20 protein-coding genes are annotated in these 20,686 nt (G+C 43.5%); 2 read left to right on the forward strand and 18 right to left on the reverse strand.

Going from position 1 to position 20,686, the window contains the following annotated elements:
- Positions 1–84 precede the first annotated feature (84 nt).
- On the reverse strand, positions 85–531 hold the full coding sequence (locus DW930_RS03210) for a hypothetical protein (protein ID WP_123159311.1): 447 nt from the start codon (positions 529–531) through the stop codon (positions 85–87).
- Positions 532–740: 209 nt separating this feature from the next.
- Here DW930_RS03210 and DW930_RS03215 point away from each other — a divergent pair, with 209 nt between their 5' ends.
- Positions 741–1,283, forward strand: coding sequence for a biotin transporter BioY (locus DW930_RS03215; protein WP_123159312.1), 543 nt, complete (start codon positions 741–743; stop codon positions 1,281–1,283).
- 54 nt (positions 1,284–1,337) lie between these two features.
- Here DW930_RS03215 and DW930_RS03220 read toward each other — a convergent pair whose 3' ends face one another.
- The 13 genes from DW930_RS03220 to truB all read right to left on the reverse strand — a co-directional run bounded on the left by DW930_RS03220 (position 1,338) and on the right by truB (position 13,772).
- Complete coding sequence (locus tag DW930_RS03220; protein WP_123159313.1) at positions 1,338–3,881, reverse strand: M1 family metallopeptidase; 2,544 nt, start codon at positions 3,879–3,881, stop codon at positions 1,338–1,340.
- A 130-nt stretch (positions 3,882–4,011) separates the two neighbouring features.
- Positions 4,012–4,665, reverse strand: a complete 654-nt coding sequence (gene phoU, locus DW930_RS03225; protein ID WP_123159314.1) for a phosphate signaling complex protein PhoU — start codon at positions 4,663–4,665, stop codon at positions 4,012–4,014.
- 12 nt (positions 4,666–4,677) lie between these two features.
- Positions 4,678–5,436, reverse strand: a complete 759-nt coding sequence (gene pstB, locus DW930_RS03230) for a phosphate ABC transporter ATP-binding protein PstB (protein WP_003003393.1) — start codon at positions 5,434–5,436, stop codon at positions 4,678–4,680.
- A 29-nt stretch (positions 5,437–5,465) separates the two neighbouring features.
- Complete coding sequence (gene pstB, locus DW930_RS03235) at positions 5,466–6,269, reverse strand: phosphate ABC transporter ATP-binding protein PstB (protein ID WP_023026660.1); 804 nt, start codon at positions 6,267–6,269, stop codon at positions 5,466–5,468.
- A gap of 11 nt (positions 6,270–6,280) precedes the next feature.
- Positions 6,281–7,165, reverse strand: coding sequence for a phosphate ABC transporter permease PstA (pstA, locus tag DW930_RS03240; protein ID WP_023022836.1), 885 nt, complete (start codon positions 7,163–7,165; stop codon positions 6,281–6,283).
- Positions 7,155–8,066 carry a phosphate ABC transporter permease subunit PstC gene (gene pstC, locus DW930_RS03245; protein WP_023022834.1) on the reverse strand — a complete coding sequence of 304 codons (912 nt, stop codon included), beginning with the start codon at positions 8,064–8,066 and terminating at the stop codon, positions 7,155–7,157. The genes pstA and pstC overlap by 11 nt, the downstream gene beginning before the upstream one ends.
- Positions 8,067–8,083: 17 nt before the next feature.
- Positions 8,084–8,950, reverse strand: coding sequence for a phosphate ABC transporter substrate-binding protein PstS family protein (locus DW930_RS03250; protein WP_023022832.1), 867 nt, complete (start codon positions 8,948–8,950; stop codon positions 8,084–8,086).
- Positions 8,951–9,080: 130 nt separating this feature from the next.
- Positions 9,081–10,385, reverse strand: coding sequence for an RsmB/NOP family class I SAM-dependent RNA methyltransferase (locus tag DW930_RS03255; RefSeq protein WP_123159315.1), 1,305 nt, complete (start codon positions 10,383–10,385; stop codon positions 9,081–9,083).
- A complete protein-coding gene (locus DW930_RS03260; RefSeq protein WP_023022828.1) occupies positions 10,382–11,155 on the reverse strand; it encodes an inositol monophosphatase family protein in 774 nt (257 codons plus the stop codon). The genes DW930_RS03255 and DW930_RS03260 overlap by 4 nt, the downstream gene beginning before the upstream one ends.
- Complete coding sequence (locus DW930_RS03265) at positions 11,148–11,423, reverse strand: UPF0223 family protein (RefSeq protein ID WP_123159316.1); 276 nt, start codon at positions 11,421–11,423, stop codon at positions 11,148–11,150. Before DW930_RS03265 ends, DW930_RS03260 begins: the two co-directional genes overlap by 8 nt.
- A 1-nt stretch (position 11,424) precedes the next feature.
- Positions 11,425–11,826, reverse strand: a complete 402-nt coding sequence (locus DW930_RS03270; RefSeq protein WP_040803090.1) for a Spx/MgsR family RNA polymerase-binding regulatory protein — start codon at positions 11,824–11,826, stop codon at positions 11,425–11,427.
- Positions 11,827–11,953: 127 nt separating this feature from the next.
- Positions 11,954–12,871 carry a bifunctional riboflavin kinase/FAD synthetase gene (locus DW930_RS03275; RefSeq protein WP_123159317.1) on the reverse strand — a complete coding sequence of 306 codons (918 nt, stop codon included), beginning with the start codon at positions 12,869–12,871 and terminating at the stop codon, positions 11,954–11,956.
- A gap of 4 nt (positions 12,872–12,875) precedes the next feature.
- Positions 12,876–13,772, reverse strand: coding sequence for a tRNA pseudouridine(55) synthase TruB (gene truB, locus DW930_RS03280; RefSeq protein WP_207801598.1), 897 nt, complete (start codon positions 13,770–13,772; stop codon positions 12,876–12,878).
- Positions 13,773–13,951: 179 nt separating this feature from the next.
- Here truB and DW930_RS03285 point away from each other — a divergent pair, with 179 nt between their 5' ends.
- The gene (locus tag DW930_RS03285) at positions 13,952–15,268 is read left to right on the forward strand and encodes an FAD-containing oxidoreductase (protein WP_023022819.1); all 1,317 of its coding nucleotides are present in this window, start codon (positions 13,952–13,954) and stop codon (positions 15,266–15,268) included.
- A 37-nt stretch (positions 15,269–15,305) separates the two neighbouring features.
- Here the strand turns inward: DW930_RS03285 and DW930_RS03290 are convergent, their stop codons facing one another.
- From DW930_RS03290 to pcrA, 4 genes are all read right to left on the reverse strand, one after another.
- On the reverse strand, positions 15,306–16,106 hold the full coding sequence (locus tag DW930_RS03290; RefSeq protein ID WP_023022817.1) for an alpha/beta hydrolase: 801 nt from the start codon (positions 16,104–16,106) through the stop codon (positions 15,306–15,308).
- A 39-nt stretch (positions 16,107–16,145) separates the two neighbouring features.
- Complete coding sequence (locus DW930_RS03295; protein ID WP_023022814.1) at positions 16,146–16,580, reverse strand: GNAT family N-acetyltransferase; 435 nt, start codon at positions 16,578–16,580, stop codon at positions 16,146–16,148.
- Positions 16,581–16,589: 9 nt separating this feature from the next.
- On the reverse strand, positions 16,590–17,864 hold the full coding sequence (locus tag DW930_RS03300) for a DUF2130 domain-containing protein (protein ID WP_023022812.1): 1,275 nt from the start codon (positions 17,862–17,864) through the stop codon (positions 16,590–16,592).
- Positions 17,865–18,235: 371 nt separating this feature from the next.
- Positions 18,236–20,521, reverse strand: coding sequence for a DNA helicase PcrA (gene pcrA / locus DW930_RS03305; protein WP_123159318.1), 2,286 nt, complete (start codon positions 20,519–20,521; stop codon positions 18,236–18,238).
- Positions 20,522–20,686 lie beyond the last annotated feature (165 nt).

Genomic DNA, 20,686 nt, shown 5'->3' on the forward strand with positions numbered 1-20,686 from the left:
ACAGGGATGATGAGTATTTTCTACTCTATTATAACATGACAAGGCTTCATACAATAGCTTTCAGATAGCGATTTCAACTTTTTCTTAGCCCGCTGTCCCTGTCTCATCCTTTGATGAATGTTGTGTATTGGTTGACGATTTTTTCGAAGTGGACTTCTTGGAGGACTTTTTATTGGATTTCCCATTTTGTTGGTTGTCTGGTTGAGCTTGAGGCCCTCCATCTTGTGGCGATTGGTCATTCCGATTCCCTTGGCCTGGTCCACCATTTTGTCCATTAAAAGCTTGTGAGTTAGAATGTCCATTTTGTCCTTGAGAATTTTGGGCAGGCTGGTTGCCATTTTGTGTAGCGACTCTTGCTTGTTGGCGTTGGGGAGTCGTATTGGCTGTCGCCAACATTCCCAATCCAAATCCACTTGTCATTCCTACGACGAGTCCTCCTGTTGCTGCGGCAGTTGCCCACCACTTAGGACTTTTCTTAACGACAATCATTTTTTCAGTTCTTTCTTGCTTTTGTTCATTCGAAGCTTGCATTCTTTCATTTCCTTATTTTTTTTTATTTAAACAAGGCCTTTGTTTAGATAAGGATAGTTTACCGACCCTTCCTTAACCGTGGCTAAATTTTTTCTTAAACTTTCCTAAAATGATCAAGGAGACATTTGTAACAGCTGAAAAGAAGACTTGACAGGGTTCCTTCTTTTTTGTAGAATAGTTACCATAAAAATAAATCGAGGTTTACTGTTTTGAAAAAAATTGAATCAATGACATTAATTGCTCTTGGAGCAGCTCTGATTGCTGCCCTATCACCTTTTACAATCCCACTTGGACCCATTCCTATCACGCTTCAGACTTTAGCCATTGGATTAATCGCCAGCATCTATCGTCCAAAAGAAGCTACCCTTTCCGTTCTCATTTACCTCCTCTTAGGTGCCATTGGACTTCCCGTCTTTGCAGGTGGTCACGGAGGCATCAGCTCCTTCTACGGTCCCACTGCCGGATTCCTTTTCTTCTTTCCCCTTCGTGCTTTGGTTACTTCTATCTTTGCTGGTCAAAAGGGACAGCCCATTCGTATTTTTCTTGCTAACGCTTTAGGAGAAGTCGTTCTCTTTATTGGGGGTGCCTTAGGGTTTATGCTCATTGCCCATAAATCTTTAGATTTCGCAATAAAATTTGTCGTCTTACCTTTTGTGGTGCCAGATTTGATTAAGATTACGTTGACAACTATTTTCGCGGTCATTCTTTATCGAAATCTCAAGCATCTCCCTTATTTCAAAAAAGAAAAATAAAAACTCTTAGAGAGGCTTGCAGATCTGCATAGCACTCTCTAGGAGCTTTTTTCATTATTTTGTTGCTAGAAGGGCTGCTTCAACAGCTGCTTTCTCACGCTCGATAAGATCGATACGAGCGGCGATTTCCTTGATTCCCATCTTGATATTGCGGCTAATCGCCATATCTTCTAATTGAGGTTCAAAGAAGGCCTTGTATTCATTCAAGCGTTCAAGGGTCTTGAAACAGTTGGCTGGGTAGATAACAAACTTATCAAAGCTCATATCACCACCGAGTGCCTTCTTGATCCAATCCCAGTTCTCACGTGCCCAAGTCCAGGTTCTTCCTTGGGTAAAGTCATGATGCAAGAAATTGAAGTACCAGCTCATAGCCAAGTCTTGCGGTTTCACCACATCCTTGTTCTTCCACTCCTTCAATAGAGCTTCCAAGGTTTCCGCATCTTTGGTGTAAGAAAGAGCTGCCGCTAACTGGCGCTTAAAGTTTCCATCCACTGTCTTCACATAGGTATCTAGGTATTGTTGGCTAAGTGCCTTGGTTTCCTGATGCTTGATTTGGTTGATCAAGATTTGCAGACGAATGGCAGCTGGAAGTTTTTCTAGATCAGATGCATGTGCTTCAAAGAGGACACTCGCTTGGGCTTGTGCAGCTTCATCATTAGCCTTAATCATATTGGCAATCATGAGCTGACGAACTTTTTCGTCTTCTTCTGCTTCACCTGGCTTAGCTTCTAGTCCCAAGCGTTCAAAGTTGTAGCGGTTCATCCGTTTCAACAGCTCATGGAAGGCAACTTCTGTTTCCGTTCCTTCATCCACAAAGAGACTGATTCCAGTCAAGACGCTCGAAACAGCAGAAACTACCAAGAAGGAACTTTCTTCTGTCAAATGCTCGATCACTGGCAAGAGGCTTGCATAGGAAATTTGACCACTTTCTGCTAACAGACGACGTTCTTGAACCACTTGTAGTTTTGAAGTGCTATCTAAGTTAGCAAGGTCCGCAAGGATGTCTTCCAACAATTCTCCACGGTAGTCACTGATATAGTGAGCCGTATTTTCTGTATTAAAGCGAAGAGCACCGCTATTAGCTGCTTTCAAGGCACTGTAGTTTGGAATTTCTAAGACTTCTGTTTCCAAAGTATCTGGAATACCTGACCAGTTGCTATTTAGCGGAACAACCCACTTGCGACCTTTTTCTTCTTTTTCTCCAATAAAGAACTGGTCTTGACGGATGATCAAGGTATCATTCTCTACAGAAGCTGAAACAACTGGATAGCCAGGTTGCTCCAACCAAGAATCCATAAAGGCTGCTACATCCCGACCAGAAGCTTGACCCAAGGCTTCCCAAAGATCTTGCCCAATGGTATTTCCATATTGGTGCTTTTCAAAGTAGATTTTCAAGCCCTTGCGGAAAGCATCATCGCCTAACCAGCGACGAAGCATGTGCATAAGACGGCTACCCTTAGCATAAACAATCGCTGGGTCAAAGAGGGTGTTGATCTCGTCTGGGTGTTTCACTTCCACATGGACGGATTGAACGCCATCAGTCGCATCGCGTTTCAAGGCAGCAGGTACACCTGTCGTTTGGAAGTCTTCAAAAATGTTCCAGCTTGGTTCGATGGCATCCAAGCAGACATATTCCATCATATTGGCAAAGCTTTCATTCAACCAGAGGTCATCCCACCACTTCATCGTTACGAGGTTTCCGAACCATTGGTGAGCCAATTCGTGAGCCACCACCAAGGCTACTGTTTGACGGCTTTGGGCTGTCGAATTCTCATCTACCAGGAGGTAAACTTCGCGGTAGGTTACCAAGCCCCAGTTTTCCATAGCTCCTGAAGAGAAGTCTGGAAGGGCAATATGAAGGGATTGAGGGATTGGGTAAGCCACTCCATAATAGTCTTCGTAGAATTCAATGGCACGAACAGCAATATCTAATGAGAAGTCCAAGTTTTCTAATGGGTGAGCTTTGGTAGAGTAGACACCGACTAGGGTTCCATTCTTGGTCTTAGCTGTCACACCCTGCAAATCTCCTGCCGCAAAGGCCAAAAGATAAGAAGACATACGAGGAGTTGTATCAAACTTCCAAATACCTGTTTCTTTCCGACTTTCGACATCGATTTCAGGCATGTTAGAAAGAACGATTTCCCCCTCTTCTTGGTCAAACTTCACAGCCAAATCAAAGGTCGCTTTGGCTTCTGGTTCATCCACACTTGGGAAGGCTTCACGCGCAAAGTGACTTTCAAATTGAGTAGAAATCACTTCCTTTTTGACACCATCTACTGTATAGTAAGACGGATAGATTCCTGTCATATTATCGGTAATTTTTCCTGTATAAGTAAGGGTAAGGTTTACTTTACCTGTAGCAGGAACTTCGACAAAGACAGCTTCTTCCTCATCCTTGACTGTAAAGGCACAATCTTGCCCATCTACTTGTGCAGATTCGATGGTCAAATCCTTTTGGTGAAGAGAAATGCGAGTCTTCTTTGCTTCTCCGGTAATAGTCACTTTCCCTGAGAAAGTTTTGTTTGAGCGGTTCAAATCTAAGAATAGATCATAGTGATCAGGTACAAATGTATCAATAAAATGTGCAACTGCTTGCATGAGTAACTCCTTCTTCATTTATTCTCATCTTCTATTCTAACATAAATCCAAAGGTCTGTAAGGTAAGAGGAGGCAAAACAAGATCTATAAGAAAATAAAGTCTGAGATGATGACCTCAGACTTTATTTTCTTATAATTCCACAATTTTCCCTGTTTCGAAGTAGACAACCCACTCACAGATATTTTTAGCATAATCACCAATACGCTCCAAGTAGTTGATCACTTGGAAGTAATCACGTCCGGTTACAATGGACTCAGGATTCTTCCGAATTTCTTCTGTTGCTAATTCTTGAATGCTATCGAAGTAATGGTTGATCACTTCGTCTCGGCTAGCTACTTCATAGGCCAAATCTACATCACCTTTGAGGTAAACATCCAGTGTGGATTCGACAAAGTCTTTGACCTCACGACCCATCTTGCTGATCTCCTCTTCAACAGATTGGATGCGGACTTCCCCCTTCATTCGAATAGTTGCTTTCGCGATTGAAACCGCATGGTCACCCATCCGCTCTAAGTCAGAGACTGCTTTTAAGACCGTCATGACCACGCGAAGGTCTTGCGAAACTGGCTGTTGAAGGGCGATAATCTCAAAAGATTTGCGCTCCAATTTCACTTCGTATTCATTGATATCCGCATCATCTTCGATAACCTGGCGGGCCAATTCACGGTCATGTGTGACGAAAGCACGAACAGTACGATTGATTTGGGTCAACACTTCATTTCCCATTGCATAAAATTGGTTATGCAATTTTTCTAAATCTTCTTCAAATTGAACTCGTAACATTTTATTTTCTTCCTATCCAAATTTACCAGAGACATAGTCTTCTGTTTCTTTCTTAGCTGGGTTCAAGAACATTTCATTGGTATCATTGTACTCAATCAAATCGCCATCCAAGAAAAAGGCTGTTTTATCGGAAATCCGACTCGCTTGCTGCATGGATCGAGTCACCAAGAGCATGGTGTAACGGTCTTTTAGTCCATACAGGGTTTCTTCAATCTTACCAGCTGAAATCGGGTCCAGCGCTGAAGTTGGTTCATCCAAAAGAATAATCTTTGGACTGGTCGCAAGGACCCGCGCTACACAAACCCGCTGCTGCTGACCACCGGAAAGTCCGATAGCAGAATCATGCAGGCGATCCTTGACCTCATCCCAGATGGAAGCACGTTTCAGTGAGGTTTCAACCGCTTCATCCAAAACAGCCTTGTCCTTGACACCATTAATCATCAAGCCATAGGTCACATTATCATAAATGGACATTGGAAAGGGATTGGGCTGTTGGAAGACCATTCCGATTTCCTTGCGCAATTCGACCGTATCGGTCCGTGGTCCGTAGATATTATGTCCATTATAGAGGATGGTTCCTGTAGTTGTGACCTCATGGTTCAGGTCCCCCATGCGGTTAATGGCTTTTAAAAGGGTAGATTTCCCTGATCCAGAAGGACCAATCAAAGCTGTAATCTCCTTTGGAGCAAAATCCAAAGAAACACTATTTAAAGCCTTCTTTTTATTGTAATAAACCGACAAGTCCTTGACTTGCAAAATTGGTTCTGTCATTCTATTTTCCTTTTTGTTGTCATATTCCTTTATCCAAAGTGACCCGATACATAATCGTTGGTCGATTGCAATTTCGCATTTTGGAAAATATTCGAAGTCTTATCGTACTCGATGAGGTTTCCAAGGTAGAAGAAACCGGTATAATCACTAGCACGCGCTGCTTGTTGCATACTGTGGGTCACGATGACAATCGTGTAATCCTTCTTCAACTCCAGCATGGTTTCTTCTAATTGCGCTGTTGCGATCGGGTCTAAGGCTGAGGCTGGCTCATCCATGAGCAAAATCTCTGGTTTAACGGAGATGGCACGGGCAATACAAAGGCGTTGCTGTTGACCTCCTGAGAGCGTCAAAGCAGACTTGTGCAAGTCATCCTTGACCTGATCCCAGAGGGCTGCTTGCTTCAAGGATTTTTCTACGATTTCATCCAAGACCTTCTTGTCTTTGACTCCTGCCCGTTCGTGAGGGAAGGTAATATTGCGGTAGATAGACTTCGCAAATGGATTTGGTCGTTGGAAGACCATCCCGATATGCTTTCTCATTTCATAGACATTGATATCTGGTCGGTTGACATCAATCCCTTCGTACCAGATCTCACCAGTCACACGCGCAATATCAATGGTATCGTTCATTCGGTTCAAACTTCTAAGATAGGTGGACTTCCCTGATCCAGAGGGACCAATCAAGGCTGTAATCTTATTCTTTTCAAACTGCATGTCGACGCCTTTGATGGACTCGTTATTTCCATAATAGACATGCAAATCTTTGGTAGATAGGACCACCTTTTCTTCAGGAAAAGTAATGATGTGTCTCTCATCCCAATTGTATTTTGACATTTCTTCTCCTTTTATGCTGAGGTTAATTTCTTATGGAGGTAAGTACCGAGCTTACGTGCTCCAAAGTTGAATATCAAAATGAAGATCAACAAAACTGCTGCAGAACCAGCGGATACTTCAATAGCATCTGGAATGGTCCCTTCACTATTGACCTTCCAAATGTGGACTGCTAGTGTTTCTGCTTGACGGAAAATGGAGATTGGACTGGTCACACTGAAGAGGTTCCAGTTACTCCAATCCAAAGCTGGAGCAGACTGGCCAGCTGTATAAATCAAGGCCGCTGCTTCCCCGAAAATCCGTCCAGAAGCCAGTACGACACCCGTAATAATACTTGGCAAGGCTTCTGGTACCACTACGTGAATCACGGTTTCCCAACGAGAGATTCCAAGAGCAAGCCCAGCTTCTCTTTGTGTATGGTGGACGTTTTGCAAACTATCTTCAATGTTCCGTGTCATCTGTGGCAAGTTAAAGACTGTCAAGGCCAAGGCACCAGAAATAATCGAGAAGCCATATTGGAACTGCACTACAAAGACCAAATAGCCAAAGAGACCGACTACAACTGATGGTAGGGAAGACAAGATTTCAATACAGGTTCGAACCAAATTGGTCAATGGGCCCTTCTTGGCATACTCTGACAAGTAGATCCCTGCCCCCAAAGAAAGTGGGAAGGAAATAATCAAGGTAATGACTAAGAGGAAGAAGGAATTATAAAGCTGAATCCCAATCCCTCCACCTGCTTGGTAAGAAGAGGATTTGCTGGTCAAGAAGGTCCAAGACACATGCGGCAACCCTCTAAGCAAGATATAGAGAATCAAAGAAGCAAGAATAGTGACAATAATTCCAGCAATAGCATAGAGAACCCCTGTCGCTATCTTATCTATTTTTTTAGCGTGCATAGTTCTTCTTACCTCTTTCTTTCGTGATCAATTTGATAACGCTGTTGAATGCCAAACTCATCAGCAAGAGCACCAAGGCAAGTGACCAGAGAACGTTGTTGTTAACTGTTCCCATAACCGTATTTCCGATACCCATGGTCAAAATGGAGGTCAAGGTGGAAGCTGGAGTTGTTAAAGATGTTGGAACAACTGCTGAGTTTCCGACTACCATCTGAATAGCCAAGGCTTCCCCGAAGGCACGCGCCATCCCAAAGACAACCGCCGTAAAAATACCGGAGCGAGCGGCCTTTAAGGTAACATGCCAGATGGTTTGCCAGCGAGTCGCTCCCATAGCCATACTCGCTTCCCGATAGTGACGAGGAACTGCTCGTAAGCTGTCTGTTGTCATAAAGGTCACTGTTGGAAGAATCATGACAAAGAGGACAAAGACCCCTGACAAAATCCCAAATCCTGTCCCACCAAAGATGGAACGAACAAATGGAACCACTACTTGCAAACCAATAAATCCGTATACAACAGAAGGAATCCCTACCAACAATTCAATGGCTGGTTGTAAGAGACGAGATCCCTTAGGAGACACTTCTGTCATAAAGACTGCCGCACCAATGGCAAAAGGTGTCGCCACCAAAGCAGACAAGAGGGTCACAATGAAGGAACCCAAGATCATTGGCAAAGCCCCAAATTCTTTCCCTGACGGATTCCAAGTGGATCCAAAAAGGAAACTAAAGACATTGACCTTGTTGACAAAGAAGGTCGATAATCCCTTTTGGGCTACAAAAATCAAAATCAAAGCTACAACAAAGACAATTAAACTCATACAACAGAAGGTAATGGTTTTACCAAATTTTTCCAAACGAGAATTATTGGACTTTGCGAGCATTTTTTTTGCTACTTCGTTCATTTTTTACCTAATTCTTCTTATTTCTTCGTAATGTTACCGTCAAGATCACGGCTGACTTTCATATCATTGATTGGGATATAGCCCATCTTACCAACGATTTCCTGCTGGACCTCATCTGTCATCATATAATCCAAGAATTTCTTGGCCAATTTACTTGGCTCTCCCTTGGTATACATGTGTTCGTAGGACCAAATTGGCCAGTTATTATTCACCACGTTTTCCTTAGTTGGTTCATAGCCATTTAACTTCATGGTTTTGACACTATCATCCACGTAGGTAAAAGCCAAATAAGAAATGGCACCTGGAGTCTGGGAAACAATGTTTTTCACCATTCCATTGGAATCCTGTTCCTGAGCCTGTTTAGGATCTTTCCCATTCATGATGATGTCATCGAATACGGCACGGCTACCGGATCCTACTGCCCGGTTCACAATGGTAATTTCGAGATCCTCACCCCCCAATTGCTTCCAGTTGGTATATTCACCAGTAAAAATCTTACGCAATTGTTCAGTTGTCAAATCGTCTACGGAAATAGTCTTATTGGCAATGATGGCTGTTCCTGCTACTGCCACTTGATGGTCTACCAAGCTAGAAGCATCGATTCCATCTTTTTCCTCCGCAAAGAGGTCACTATTTCCAATATCCACAGCTCCCGATTGGACCTGAGAAAGACCTGTACCAGATCCGCCTCCTTGGACATTAACAATCTTACCGGGATGTTCTTCCACATAACGATCTACCACCCCTTCAACGAGCGGTTGTAGGGCTGTCGATCCAACAGCTGTAATCGCTTCTCCACGGTCAATCCAAGATGCACAGGCAGATAGAGAAGCTGCAAGTGCTACTGTTGCTAGCCCAAGGACTAGCTTTTTGCATTTATTCAATGTAAGTCTCCTTGAATCAAAATCAAATATCGTTTAAATGTTATCTCTAAACACTTGGTCATCTTCTAGTATTCTAGCAAGAAGCACTCTATTTCCACTATAACATAGAAAGACCGCATTTCCTAATAATTTATCTAAATCTCAAGCCTTTTGGAAAGAAATTTTTTAACGTTCGTCCCGTTACTTTTGCAAAGCCCAAACCATTGCCTCCAGCCAGGACCTGATACCATCCATTTGCGTAATCTTGCTCCAACTGAATGGTCTCTCCAGCCACGTACTTACTAAAGTCTGGATCCGACAAGCTGACTGATTTTTTCACTTGATCTGGTTTCAGAGCTAGGCCCAGAGCAAAGCTAGGTTCAAAGCGATTTTTCTTAAAGGTGCCAAGGTGCAAGCCATTGCGAGCAATCTTGACCTTTTTCAAATCAGGAAGTCCAGATGGTAAGAAATAAAGCTGATCTCCAAAACATTGGTAGAGACCCTCCAAGTCGATGGCTAAGCGGTCCTTGGCAAAAGCTTGCCACAACTTCTTCTGCTCAGCCGTTAGATTGGAACGTCCTTCCTTGAACTTCTTAACTTCAGGCTCTCCGTGATAAAGGAATTTAGCAACAAATTGCCCTTCACCCTTGAAATGATGAGGATACATACGGGCCGTTTCAGGATGTCCGATCCCTTCTACCATACCATTAATTTTTTCAATCGGTAGCAATTCTAGCTCATATTCTTCTAAAAGCCAAGAGACAATCTCTTCGTTCTCTTCCGGAGCCCAGGTACAAGTCGAATAAACTAGCTGCCCCCCTGGTGCCAGCATCTTGATAGCATCTGTTAAGATTTCTCTTTGAAGACTTGCGCATTGAGCTGGATAATCTGGATTCCAGTAGTCCATGGCATCTGGCTGCTTCCGGAACATTCCTTCACCAGAGCATGGTGCATCCAAAACAATCAGATCGAAAAAGGCTGGGAAAACCTTTGCCAAACGTTCGGCTGATTCATTGGTCACCACGACGTTACGAGCACCAAAGCGTTCAACATTCTCGACCAGAATCTTGGAGCGTCCCTTGTGAATTTCATTAGAAATAAGGAGGCCTTGATTGCCTAAATAAGAGAGCAAGTGAGTCGTCTTTCCACCAGGGGCTGCCGCAAGATCCAAGACCTTCATACCCGGACTGGGATGCGCTACTTGAGCCACCATTTGGGCAGCGGGTTCTTGCGAGTAGACCAAACCTGTGACATGGGCAATGGATTTCCCCGATACCTTACCATAGTAACTCCAAGGCATGCCTGGAATGGGCTCATCGCCTCTGATTTGCACTGCCTTTAATGGATTAGTTCGATAGGCAGATACTGCCGGCTCGTCAAAGGTTTGAAAGAAGGCCTCGGCCTCCTCTCCAAGTAATTGGCTATACTTTTCTTTAAATCCTTGAGGAAAGGTCATGCGTTTTTTCCTTTCGTCAAAAAAGGTTGAATTTCATCTAGTTTACAAGTCGGCACCATCATAATGGGCTCCAAGGTCTCATAGTTGGGTTCTTTCCCTTCCAAGGTCAGGACCGAGTAACCTAGACACTCACCCATAATGGCAGCAGCAGCATAATCCCAAGGCCAGATATAGCTAAAGTAGCCTAAAATACCACCAGATAGAATCTTGGTAAAGCTGATACCAGCGCTCCCATAGACTCGAATCCCCAAGCACTCTGCTCCCAGATCCGCCATGCCCCAAGCGTTGGATTTGAGCATGCCAACATTGGAAGCCACTAATAAGTCCCCAAGAGGCCGATTTTGAAATGGTTTCAGTTCTTTGTCATTACAAAAGACTCCAAAATCCTTTCCACCAAAAAAGAGATGGTCGCGCATGACATCATAGATCAAGCCAAACTGGCCAATCCCTTCTTCAAAATAGGCAACCATAACAGCAAAATCTTCTTTTTGGGTCACAAAATTATTGGTCCCATCAATGGGATCAATCACCCAGACCTTGCCGGAGTGAATAGGCGCACGAAGCTCATCTTCTTCAGCGAAAATTTGGTCTTCTGGATAAGCTTCTAATATCTTATGGACTAAGGTTGCTTGCACTTTCTGATCCATCTGAGTCACCAAATCCGTCGGATTTGTTTTGACAGTAATCGCTAGCTGGTCATGTAAGTGTTCTCTTAGATAGCTTCCTGCTTCTTTGACAATGGTCTTAGCAAATTCTAATTTATTAATCAATCGAAAACCATCCTTCCCCTTTTTCTTTCGCAACTTTGGTTGCGCGGTAAAGTGAGTAGCCACTGACCTCTTCAAATTCCTTGCCCAGACGCTTTTCTTCGCCAATACTTGGGACAACTTTCTTAAAGGCCTTATAGGCTTCTAGGTAGATGCGGGCATCTGCCTTTTGTTCATAGGCTTGTTCAACCTGATTAAAAAAAGAAAGCACCGAAGCAAGCTCTTCAGTGCTCCACGATAAATCGAGTGGGTAACTATAATTCTTATTCATATTAATGGATCTCCGCTCTTAATGTAGCAGATCTTAACTCTTCCTTACGATATCCTCGAGGAAGAAATGCGCGGATTTCGTCCTCATTGAAACCAATTTGCATCCGTTTCTTGTCTAGAATAATTGGGCGACGCAAAAGACTAGGATTTTCCTCAATGAGCTTAATCAAAGCAGAAATCGATAAATCCTCTACATCAACATTTAACTTCTGAAAAATTTTAGAACGAGTTGAAATAATATCGTCTGTACCGTTCTCAGTTAGAGCTAAAATATTACGCAACTCCTCAGTTGTTAGAGGACTCGTCATAATATTGTGTTCCTTAAAAGGAACCTCATGTTTTTCTAACCAAGCCCGGGCCTTCCGACAGGATGTACAACTCGGAGACAAAAATAATGTAATCATGTTCTTCTCTTCTTTTTTTGGACACACTTAGCTAACTCTATTATACAAAATTATTCGGTGCTTGCATAGTGATTTTATAATTTAGACAAAGAAAATTCTCCCCTTAAGGGAGAATTTCTAATAAAAATTATCTAGTCCGTTGACGAGCTATGATCTCATCCTGACGCAGTTGCTCCACAAGCGCTTCTACACTGTCAAATTTGACCATTTCTCGAATCTTGTCTAACCAAAAAATCCGAATCGTATGTCCATAAATATCTTTTGAAAAATCAAAGATATTGGCTTCAAAGCGAAGTTCCGTCCCATCAAAGGTCGAGTTTTTTCCTACAGAGGCCATCCCTCGGTGACGTTGCCCTAGCACTTCTACTTCGACCACATAAACACCATCTTGAGGAAGATGGGTCCGATCGATAGGGGCAAGATTGGCTGTTGGAAAACCAATGGTTCGACCTCTTGCATCCCCATGAACGACAATACCACGACTGGATAGGGGATAGCCTAAAAGATTGGCTGCTTCTTTGACCTGGCCTAATGAAATAGCCTGCCGAATACGGGTCGAGCTGATTTTTTCTCCCTGGTCTAGGACAGGGGGAACCACTATGACTTGGCCTTTAAAATAGGTTTCCAAATCACTAGCTACTTTCTTATCGCTACCAAAGCTATAATCAAATCCTGCCACTAAGACACGCGCTCGAAGTGTTGTTAGGTAGGTTGCAACGAATTCTTCAGCTGTATGAGCCGCAAAATCACTGGTAAAATCAATGAGATAAAGATCATCGACTCCAAGTTCTTCCATTCGTTTAAAGCGTTCCTCTGGATTTTGAAGGTGGAGGAGTAATTCTGGTTGGTAACGGGCAAAGGCCAATTTTGGAGATTCTGGAAAGGTCAAGACAGCTACTCGAAGTCCTTGCTCATCCGCAATGGCACGAGCTGTCCGAAAGAGCTCCTGATGCCCTCTGTGAAGACCGTCAAAATAGCCCAAGACAAGAACTGTATCTGCTTGAGCTTTTATTTCTTTTTCACTAGTTACATAACAAATGTTCATGAATTTATTGTAACACACTTTCTGTCAGAAAAACCTTGCGAGGTTTGTAAAGTTCTTCCCTTTTCTCTAAAATGGCCACTAATTTTCCTTGGTAAAAAGCAGCCAACTCTTTGGAGTCACTCTCAACCGGAATAAAGCGTCCAACTTGGACTTCGCTAACCTCTTCGACTGTCAGCTCTACTTTTTCCAGATCTCCAGTTCCAATTTCAAGTGGATGAAGGAAGCTCAAATCTCCTTGAGATACTTTTTCTGCCACTTCTTCCAAGGTCAGGGCATCATCCAGTAACAAACCTGCAGCACTGGTTCGTGTTAAGTGGGACATGTGGGCGGCGTAACCCAACTTTTGACCCAAATCCACCGACAAGGTCCGGATATAGGTCCCCTTGCTGCATTTCACCCGGAAACGAAAGCGGGCTAGACCTTCTTCATAAAGAATTTCGCTGGTGCGCGTAAATTCATAAATGGTCACTTGTCGAATCGGCCGTTCTACCTCTTCACCTGCACGCGCATATTCATAGAGCTTGCGCCCATTGACCTTGACCGCAGAATACATAGGTGGTACCTGCTCTATTTCGCCCACCATTTGGACCATCATACGATCTACCACTTCTGCATCTATAGGGGATTCCACTGGGGTCCGATCGACAACTTCTCCGCTGGCATCCTCCGTCGTGGTAGAAAACCCCAAAGTGATTTCTCCCTCATAGATTTTGCCTTCATCCTGCATAAATTCAACCATTCGGGTCGCCTTTCCTACGGCAATCGGAAGAACCCCCACCACATCCGGATCCAGAGTTCCCCCATGGCCGATTTTCTTGGTTCCTAAGATTTTTCGCAGTTTAAAGACCACATCATGTGAAGTCATTCCCGCTTCTTTTTTTACATTAATAATTCCGTCCATTTGAATTACTCTTTCTAACTCATGTGTGACCATGACGGTCACCGACCCTTTATTATACCATGAAAAGGATCTCCTTGTCCCTGATTCCCCATTCCCATGAGCTCCTAAAAATCCCGTAGCAGATTTCAGACTTTTTAAAATGGGTTTGATACAATAGAAAACGAAAGAAGGTGTAACATATGTTAACGTATGATGTTATTGTTATTGGATTTGGTAAAGCTGGTAAAACACTCGCAGCGAAATTATCAAGCCAAGGGAAAAAAGTCGCTCTAATTGAAAAGAGCAAGTCTATGTATGGTGGTACTTGTATCAATATCGCTTGTATCCCAACCAAGACCTTGATTGTCGCAGCGGAAAAAGGCTTGGATTTTGAACAAGCCATGAGCGAAAAGAATGCGGTCACCACTCGTCTCAACGGCAAGAACTACGCAACTATTGCTGGAACTGGTGTAGACATTATCGATGCAACAGCTCGTTTCGTTTCCAACAAGGTCATCGAAATTCAAGCCGGTGAGGAAAAGGAAGAATTGACAGCAGAAACCATTATTATCAATACTGGTGCAGTGCCAACTATCCTTCCAATCCCGGGACTAGCTGAAAGCAAATTCGCTGTGGATTCAACCGGTATTCAACGTTTGGAAAATCTGCCAAAACGCCTGGGTGTTCTTGGCGGTGGACCAATCGGATTGGAATTTGCCCATCTCTACAATACCTTGGGTAGCCAAGTAACAGTACTGGATGCTTCTGAAGCATTCTTGCCACGGATTGAGCCAAGCATTGCAGCTCTTGCAAAAGGCTACCTTGAAGAAGATGGCATTCAATTCTTGCAAGGCGTTCATACCCAAGAAATCAAAGATAGTGAAGCTAGCTTAACCCTTGTAACCGATAAAGGAGATTTCGAATTCGATATCCTCCTCTACGCAACAGGACGTAAGCCAAATACAGCTGGTCTTGGTCTTGAGAACACAGACATCCAAGTCACTGATCGTGGAGCGATTCAAGTCAACCGTCATTTGGAAACCAGCGTCCCTGGTGTCTTTGCAGTTGGGGATGTCAATGGCGGTCCTCAGTTCACCTATATGTCCCTCGATGACTTCCGCATCGTCTTCAACTACCTCACAGGCGATGGTAGCTACAATCTCGAAACACGCGGAAACTATGCGACAACACTCTTCATTGATCCTCCATTGGCGCAAGTCGGCTTAACTGAGCAAGAAGCACGCGACAAAGGACTTCCAGTGGCTGTCAAAGAATTACCAGTTGCTGCCATGCCACGTGGCCATGTCAATGCAGACCTTCGAGGTGCTTTCAAAGCCGTAGTCAATCCAGAAACCAAGGAAATTCTTGGGGTCACTCTCTTCGGAGAAGCTGCAGGCGAACTCATCAACCTGATCACCATGGCCATGGACAACAAGATCCCTTATACTTACATTGCGAAGCAAATCTTTACCCACCCAACTATGGCAGAAAACCTAAACGATCTCTTTGCGATTTAACTAACATAAAACGCTGGAAAAATTTTCCAGCGTTTTTTTAGTGTAAAAATCCACAAACAATCTCTTGAAATAACTTATTTTCTTCATACAGAGCATGACCAGAATGCTTAAGAATAAGGAGCTGACAACCCAAAATCCCTTTTGCCAGTTCTTTAGATCCCTTCACACCGATCACATCATCTTCAAGCGCACCAAGGACCAAGGTCGGGCATTGAATTTCTTTTAAAACCTCAAGACTATCGTGGTCCAGGCAAGACTGAGACTGAATAGCAATTCGTTTCTCATCTTTGATTCGCCCCAAACGACCCATAATGTCAGAAAGAAAGCGCCACCTTCGATAGCTCTTTTGCGTATAAGAATGATAGGCGATATCCAGCATGAGGTCTCTAAAATTTCCGGATTGACTAATTTTTTGCCAATGCTCAATTCGTTCTCTAGCAAGTTGACTCGGTTTAGCTGTTGTCACGGCTAGGATGAGCTTTTGAACATTTTCAGGAAAATCAACTGCCAACCATTGGGCAATCATTCCACCTTGTGAAATCCCCATAACATAGGCAGCATCTAGGTTTAGTGTCTCCATTGCTTCTGCTACATCTGCTGCCATATCCCGTGTCGTATAACCCTGCCTCAACTCGTTGATTCGAGAAAAAACATAAACTTTATATCTCTTAGCAAGTAAACGATAAGAGAGGGAAAAGAGCTGGGCCTTTCCTTTGACTGTCTGCAACCCATCCCCTAAGCCTGGTATGATCACTAGGGGCTGCTTTCCTTTTCCAAATGTTACATAGTCCATGCTCTTATCGTTAAAATATAAGTTTTTCCCTTTTGTTGAAGACATTACTTCGTTTCCCTTACTATTTTATCATGTTTATTCATGTTAACTTTTTAAATGCAGAACAAAGCCGGCAGTCACTTTTTCAAATCCAACCGCCTGATAAAACTGATGTGCAGCATTTCGTTCAGCAGTTAATCCACTATTTAGAGCCAGTGCATTAACTCCTTCTTTTACCGCTTGTTTTTTCAATTCATCGATTAGCCTACTAGCAATTCCTTGTCGTCTTGTTTCTTTTGCAACCGACAAAGCTAAAATACGATAGTAAGATCCATCTGCTTCAAAAAAGAAGAGCTTTGCATAACCTAAGAAACCTAAAATTTCTCCGTTTCTTTCAGCTAGAAGAAGGCCATAATGTGGCTGAGAGAGAATCATTTCTAAACGACGAGACAGCTTAGAAGCAGTCGTTGGATAGCCCAAGTCTTCGTATAGAGACAGTAAGGATTCAGCATCCTTCATGGTTGCTTTTCGTATCTGCATTGGAGCCTCCTAGTCTTCCTTCAAGGCATCAAACTTGGCTTTCATAGTCGGATTCTTCCGAGTCAATTTTTTAACGGAAACATCATCCAATTTGTTGTTAGCAAGGCGAAGTTGATTTTCAGATGTGGTGAGGAATTTTTTGACCTCTTCCATGCGTTTAATGGCCTTGTCGATTTCATCAATGGCCTTGCCGAAGTTGACAGAAGCCGAATTGTAGTTCTTGGCAAAGGCAACCTTGAAAGCATCCAAGTCTTCCTCAAAATGAGTGATGTCAATATTTTGCTCACGGATTAGTGCTAGTTCCTGCTTGTATTTTAGAGAGTTGAGGGCAGCATTGCGTAAGAGACCAATCAACTGGATAAAGAACTGAGGACGGACCACATACATCTTCTCATACTCGTGGCTGACATCGACAATCCCTGTGTTGAAATAGTCGTTATCTGCTTCAAGCATACTGACCAAAACAGCATATTCACAGTTCTTTTCTCGACGGTCCTTGTCCAATTCCTTATAAAAATCAGCATTCTTATGCTTCTTCTCTGTCCCGTCGGCTTCATTTTTCATCTCAAACATGATGGAAATGAATTCTAGCCCATTTTCATCAAAGTCACGGAAGATAAAGTCCCCTTTAGACCCACGTGCAGAAATCTTATTATCCTTTTCAAAGTAGGCATTTGGGAAGGCAAAACTGCGAACCTTATTGAACTCACTCTCCGCATACTGCTCCAGACTTTCTCCGATGGCCTTGGTTGATTGTTGGGCCTTGAAGTTCTTATAGAACTCAACCTGCTCATTAGCCGCCTTAAGCTGGGCCTCATAGTTTTGTTTAACTGAAGTCAGAGAAAGTTCGTTTTCCTTTTCTTGTAAAAGGAGCTGATTTTTGACCTGGTCACGTTCTTTTTCTAAGTCAGATAAAGTCTTTTGTAGTTGGTTTTCATGCTCCAAGCGCAAGGTGGCTAATTGATTCTCCAGTGCCTGAACCTCTTTTTCTTTCTCTAGCAGACTTTGGCTAGCAGTTTGCTCCACCTCTTTTTTAGCCAATTCTTTTTCAGTATCAAACTGTTGAATCTGGTTTTGTAACTGGGCAATTTCTTGGTCCTTTTTTGCTAACTTCTCTTGTTGCTCATTGAGGGCCTTTTGCTCTGCCAAAGCCAACTCCTGCCGAATCCGCTCATGAATTTCCTTGTCAAACTCCGCCGTCCTCACTTGGGACAAGAGCTCGCTGTATTGACTTTCATTGACTGTAAATACTTCCCCACAGTTGGGGCACTTGATTTCGTTCATAGCATGCCTCTTTCTCTATTCTTAGTATATTATATCATGCTAGTAGTAAAATCAAAACCAGCAAGCTAGGCCTGCTGGTTTTAACCGAGTATTCATTCCTCTATTGGAGACTTTTCTTAGGTGAGGACGGACGGTAGCGACTCCCTTTGGGATTCCATACCTTATATTTGAGCCTCACGTCTCAAATATACCGAGCACCAGAAACTTATGTGTTTCTGGCGCTTTCCTCACGGCGAAAAGTCTCAATCTATTCCGCACTATTTCCAAAATTTCTTTTCTTGCAACTTTTTCATGCAGTAAGCAATTAGATCCTTGAGGAGATATTGCTTGTTTATGTTCTGAAATAATACACTAGGCTTACTGGTTTCCGTTTATTTTTTCTCAATTGGCGCGACACTGGCCAAGAGTTTTTTGAGACCCACTTCTGGGAAGTTAATCTTGAGTTCTTGGGTACTACCACTACCAGAGACTTCTAGGACAGTTCCTTCGCCCCACTTCTTGTGAATGGCAATGTCGCCAATAGACCAAGCGACAGTTTCTTTGGCACCCGCTCGGTTACCATTGCCAAAGGGTAGGCTTGATGACGTGAGAGCACTTGGAGCTGCTTGTCTCTTGCGCTCTTGAAGGGCTTGTGACAGACTCATGCCTTTTCCAAAGGTTGTTCCGCCACCATTACTATAAGAAGCCTTAAAACTAGTGTTGACTGGACGCGCTAATCCTTGGTAGCTTAACAAATCTGAGCTAATTTCATTGATAAAGCGCGTCGGACGGTTGTAGCTGGTCCGCCCAAAGAGCAAACGAGAATTGGCATTGGTCAAAAAGAGAACCTTCTCTGCCCGCGTGATCCCCACGTAAGCCAAACGACGCTCTTCTTCCAACTCATCTGGATCCTCTGCTGCACGACTAAGAGGAAAAACGTTTTCTTCCATCCCAATCAAGAAGACCACTGGGAATTCCAAACCTTTGGCCGCGTGAAGGGTCATCAAGGTCACTTCTGAGGTCTCTTGCGCTCCATCGTCTGTATCGGCAATCAAAGCCAAATCATTCAAGAAACGACTCAAGGTTTCCACACCTGTTTCGTCTTCGACGGTTTCCCCGTTTTCATCAAAATTCTTGGTAACAGACAGGAACTCTTGGATATTCTCGATGCGGGCCTGACTTTCCAAATTCCCCTGATTGGTTAAGGCTGTCATATAACCCGTCTTGTCAAGGACTTCTTCGACCAGTTCTGTAATGGTCAGCTGGTCCAATCTTTCTCTCAAATCAAGAATGAGATTGGCAAAGTCCCAGATAGCCTGGGCTGCCTTTCCTTTGATGCCTGAGAGCATGATATTAGCCGAAGCATCCAGGAGCGAAGTCTCTTGCGTTTGGGCAAAATCGCGAATCTTATCTACTGTACCTGGCCCGATTCCCCGCTTAGGTTCATTGATAATGCGCTCAAAACTGATATTGTCACTGAGGTTAGCAATCAAGTTCAGATAAGCAATGACATCTCGAATTTCCTTCCGGCTGTAGAACTTGGTGCCCCCTACCATAGTGTAGGGAATGTTGGACTTGAGTAAGGCTTCTTCAATGGTCCGTGACTGGGCATTTGTCCGGTAGAGAACAGCAAAATCACGGTGTTTGTACCCAGCTTCGCGACTAAGCTCTTCAATCGTTTTAGCAACAAAGACTGCTTCATCCTGCTCGTCATTAGCCCGGTAATAGACAATCTCTTCCCCGTCAGCATTTTGGGTCCAGAGATTCTTCGGACGGCGGTTCCGATTATTTTTGATAACATCGTTGGCTGCTTGCAAAATCGTCTTAGTCGAGCGATAATTCTCTTCTAGGAGTACGACCTTAGCTTCCTTATAATCCTTTTCAAAGTCGAGAATATTTTGCATGTCTGCTCCCCGCCAGCCATAAATAGACTGGTCAGCATCCCCAACAACACAGATATTTTTAAAGCGAGAAGCTAAGAGTTTGACCAATTGGTATTGGGCATGGTTGGTATCTTGGTACTCGTCTACGTGGATGTATTGGAACTTCTGCTGGTAATAGGTCAGTACATCTGGATGCTGGTCAAAAAGACGCAAGGTTAGCATGATCAAATCATCAAAGTCTACCGCTTCTGACTGACGCAGTTCCTTTTGGTAAGCCTCATAACACTTGGCGACGATCTGGGTATACATATCTCCAGCCTGGGCAGCATAGGCCACTTCATCGATCAAGTCATTCTTGGCATTGGAAATGGTCCCCAAAATGGTCCGTTCATTCCATTTCTTAGGATCCAAATTCAAGGACTTCAAAATCCGCTTCATCAAGGTCCGTTGCTCACCTGGATCGACAATGGTAAAATTCCGATTGTAGCCAATGTGATCCGCATCTCGACGGAGGATACGCACACACATGGAGTGGAAGGTTGCAATTAAGCAATCTTGAGTCGCTGGATTTAACTTATAAGCCCGCTCCTTCATCTCCCGAGCGGCTTTATTGGTAAAGGTAATGGCCAAAATATTCCAAGGATTGACCATTTTTTCATCGATCAAGTAAGCGATGCGGTGGGTCAAGACACGTGTCTTACCCGAACCAGCCCCCGCCATGATCAAGAGGGGGCCTTCTGTCGTTTGGACCGCCTCTGCTTGGCGATCATTCATACCTTTCAATAAAGGATTCATCTCATTCTCCTCATTCTTTCAATCGTTCTATTATACCACAATTTCGCCCTTGCACCTTTGGAAAATGGTCGGCTTCATTTGAATTTTGCCCTCAAAAAGGCTATAATAAAGCCTTAAGAAGAACGAATTTTCCCTCTTCAACAACCGCTTATGAGGAAATCTACA

The organism is Streptococcus sp. AM43-2AT (genome assembly GCF_003603405.1).
Taxonomy (GTDB): domain Bacteria; phylum Bacillota; class Bacilli; order Lactobacillales; family Streptococcaceae; genus Streptococcus; species Streptococcus ilei.

Bases quoted from the DNA above. Each gene is read 5' to 3' on its own strand.
- DW930_RS03270 (WP_040803090.1), bottom strand. From the start codon at position 11,826: ATGATTACATTATTTTTGTCTCCGAGTTGTACATCCTGTCGGAAGGCC.
- truB (WP_207801598.1), bottom strand. From the start codon at position 13,772: ATGGACGGAATTATTAATGTAAAAAAAGAAGCGGGAATGACTTCACAT.
- DW930_RS03220 (WP_123159313.1), bottom strand. From the start codon at position 3,881: ATGCAAGCAGTTGCACATTTTATTGATACATTTGTACCTGATCACTAT.
- pcrA (WP_123159318.1), bottom strand. From the start codon at position 20,521: ATGAATCCTTTATTGAAAGGTATGAATGATCGCCAAGCAGAGGCGGTC.
- DW930_RS03300 (WP_023022812.1), bottom strand. From the start codon at position 17,864: ATGAACGAAATCAAGTGCCCCAACTGTGGGGAAGTATTTACAGTCAAT.
- phoU (WP_123159314.1), bottom strand. From the start codon at position 4,665: ATGTTACGAGTTCAATTTGAAGAAGATTTAGAAAAATTGCATAACCAA.
- DW930_RS03295 (WP_023022814.1), bottom strand. From the start codon at position 16,580: ATGCAGATACGAAAAGCAACCATGAAGGATGCTGAATCCTTACTGTCT.
- DW930_RS03265 (WP_123159316.1), bottom strand. From the start codon at position 11,423: ATGAATAAGAATTATAGTTACCCACTCGATTTATCGTGGAGCACTGAA.
- pstC (WP_023022834.1), bottom strand. From the start codon at position 8,066: ATGAACGAAGTAGCAAAAAAAATGCTCGCAAAGTCCAATAATTCTCGT.
- DW930_RS03255 (WP_123159315.1), bottom strand. From the start codon at position 10,385: ATGACCTTTCCTCAAGGATTTAAAGAAAAGTATAGCCAATTACTTGGA.
- pstA (WP_023022836.1), bottom strand. From the start codon at position 7,165: ATGCACGCTAAAAAAATAGATAAGATAGCGACAGGGGTTCTCTATGCT.
- DW930_RS03285 (WP_023022819.1), top strand. From the start codon at position 13,952: ATGTTAACGTATGATGTTATTGTTATTGGATTTGGTAAAGCTGGTAAA.
- DW930_RS03290 (WP_023022817.1), bottom strand. From the start codon at position 16,106: ATGTCTTCAACAAAAGGGAAAAACTTATATTTTAACGATAAGAGCATG.
- pstB (WP_003003393.1), bottom strand. From the start codon at position 5,436: ATGACAGAACCAATTTTGCAAGTCAAGGACTTGTCGGTTTATTACAAT.
- DW930_RS03210 (WP_123159311.1), bottom strand. From the start codon at position 531: ATGCAAGCTTCGAATGAACAAAAGCAAGAAAGAACTGAAAAAATGATT.
- DW930_RS03275 (WP_123159317.1), bottom strand. From the start codon at position 12,871: ATGAACATTTGTTATGTAACTAGTGAAAAAGAAATAAAAGCTCAAGCA.
- pstB (WP_023026660.1), bottom strand. From the start codon at position 6,269: ATGTCAAAATACAATTGGGATGAGAGACACATCATTACTTTTCCTGAA.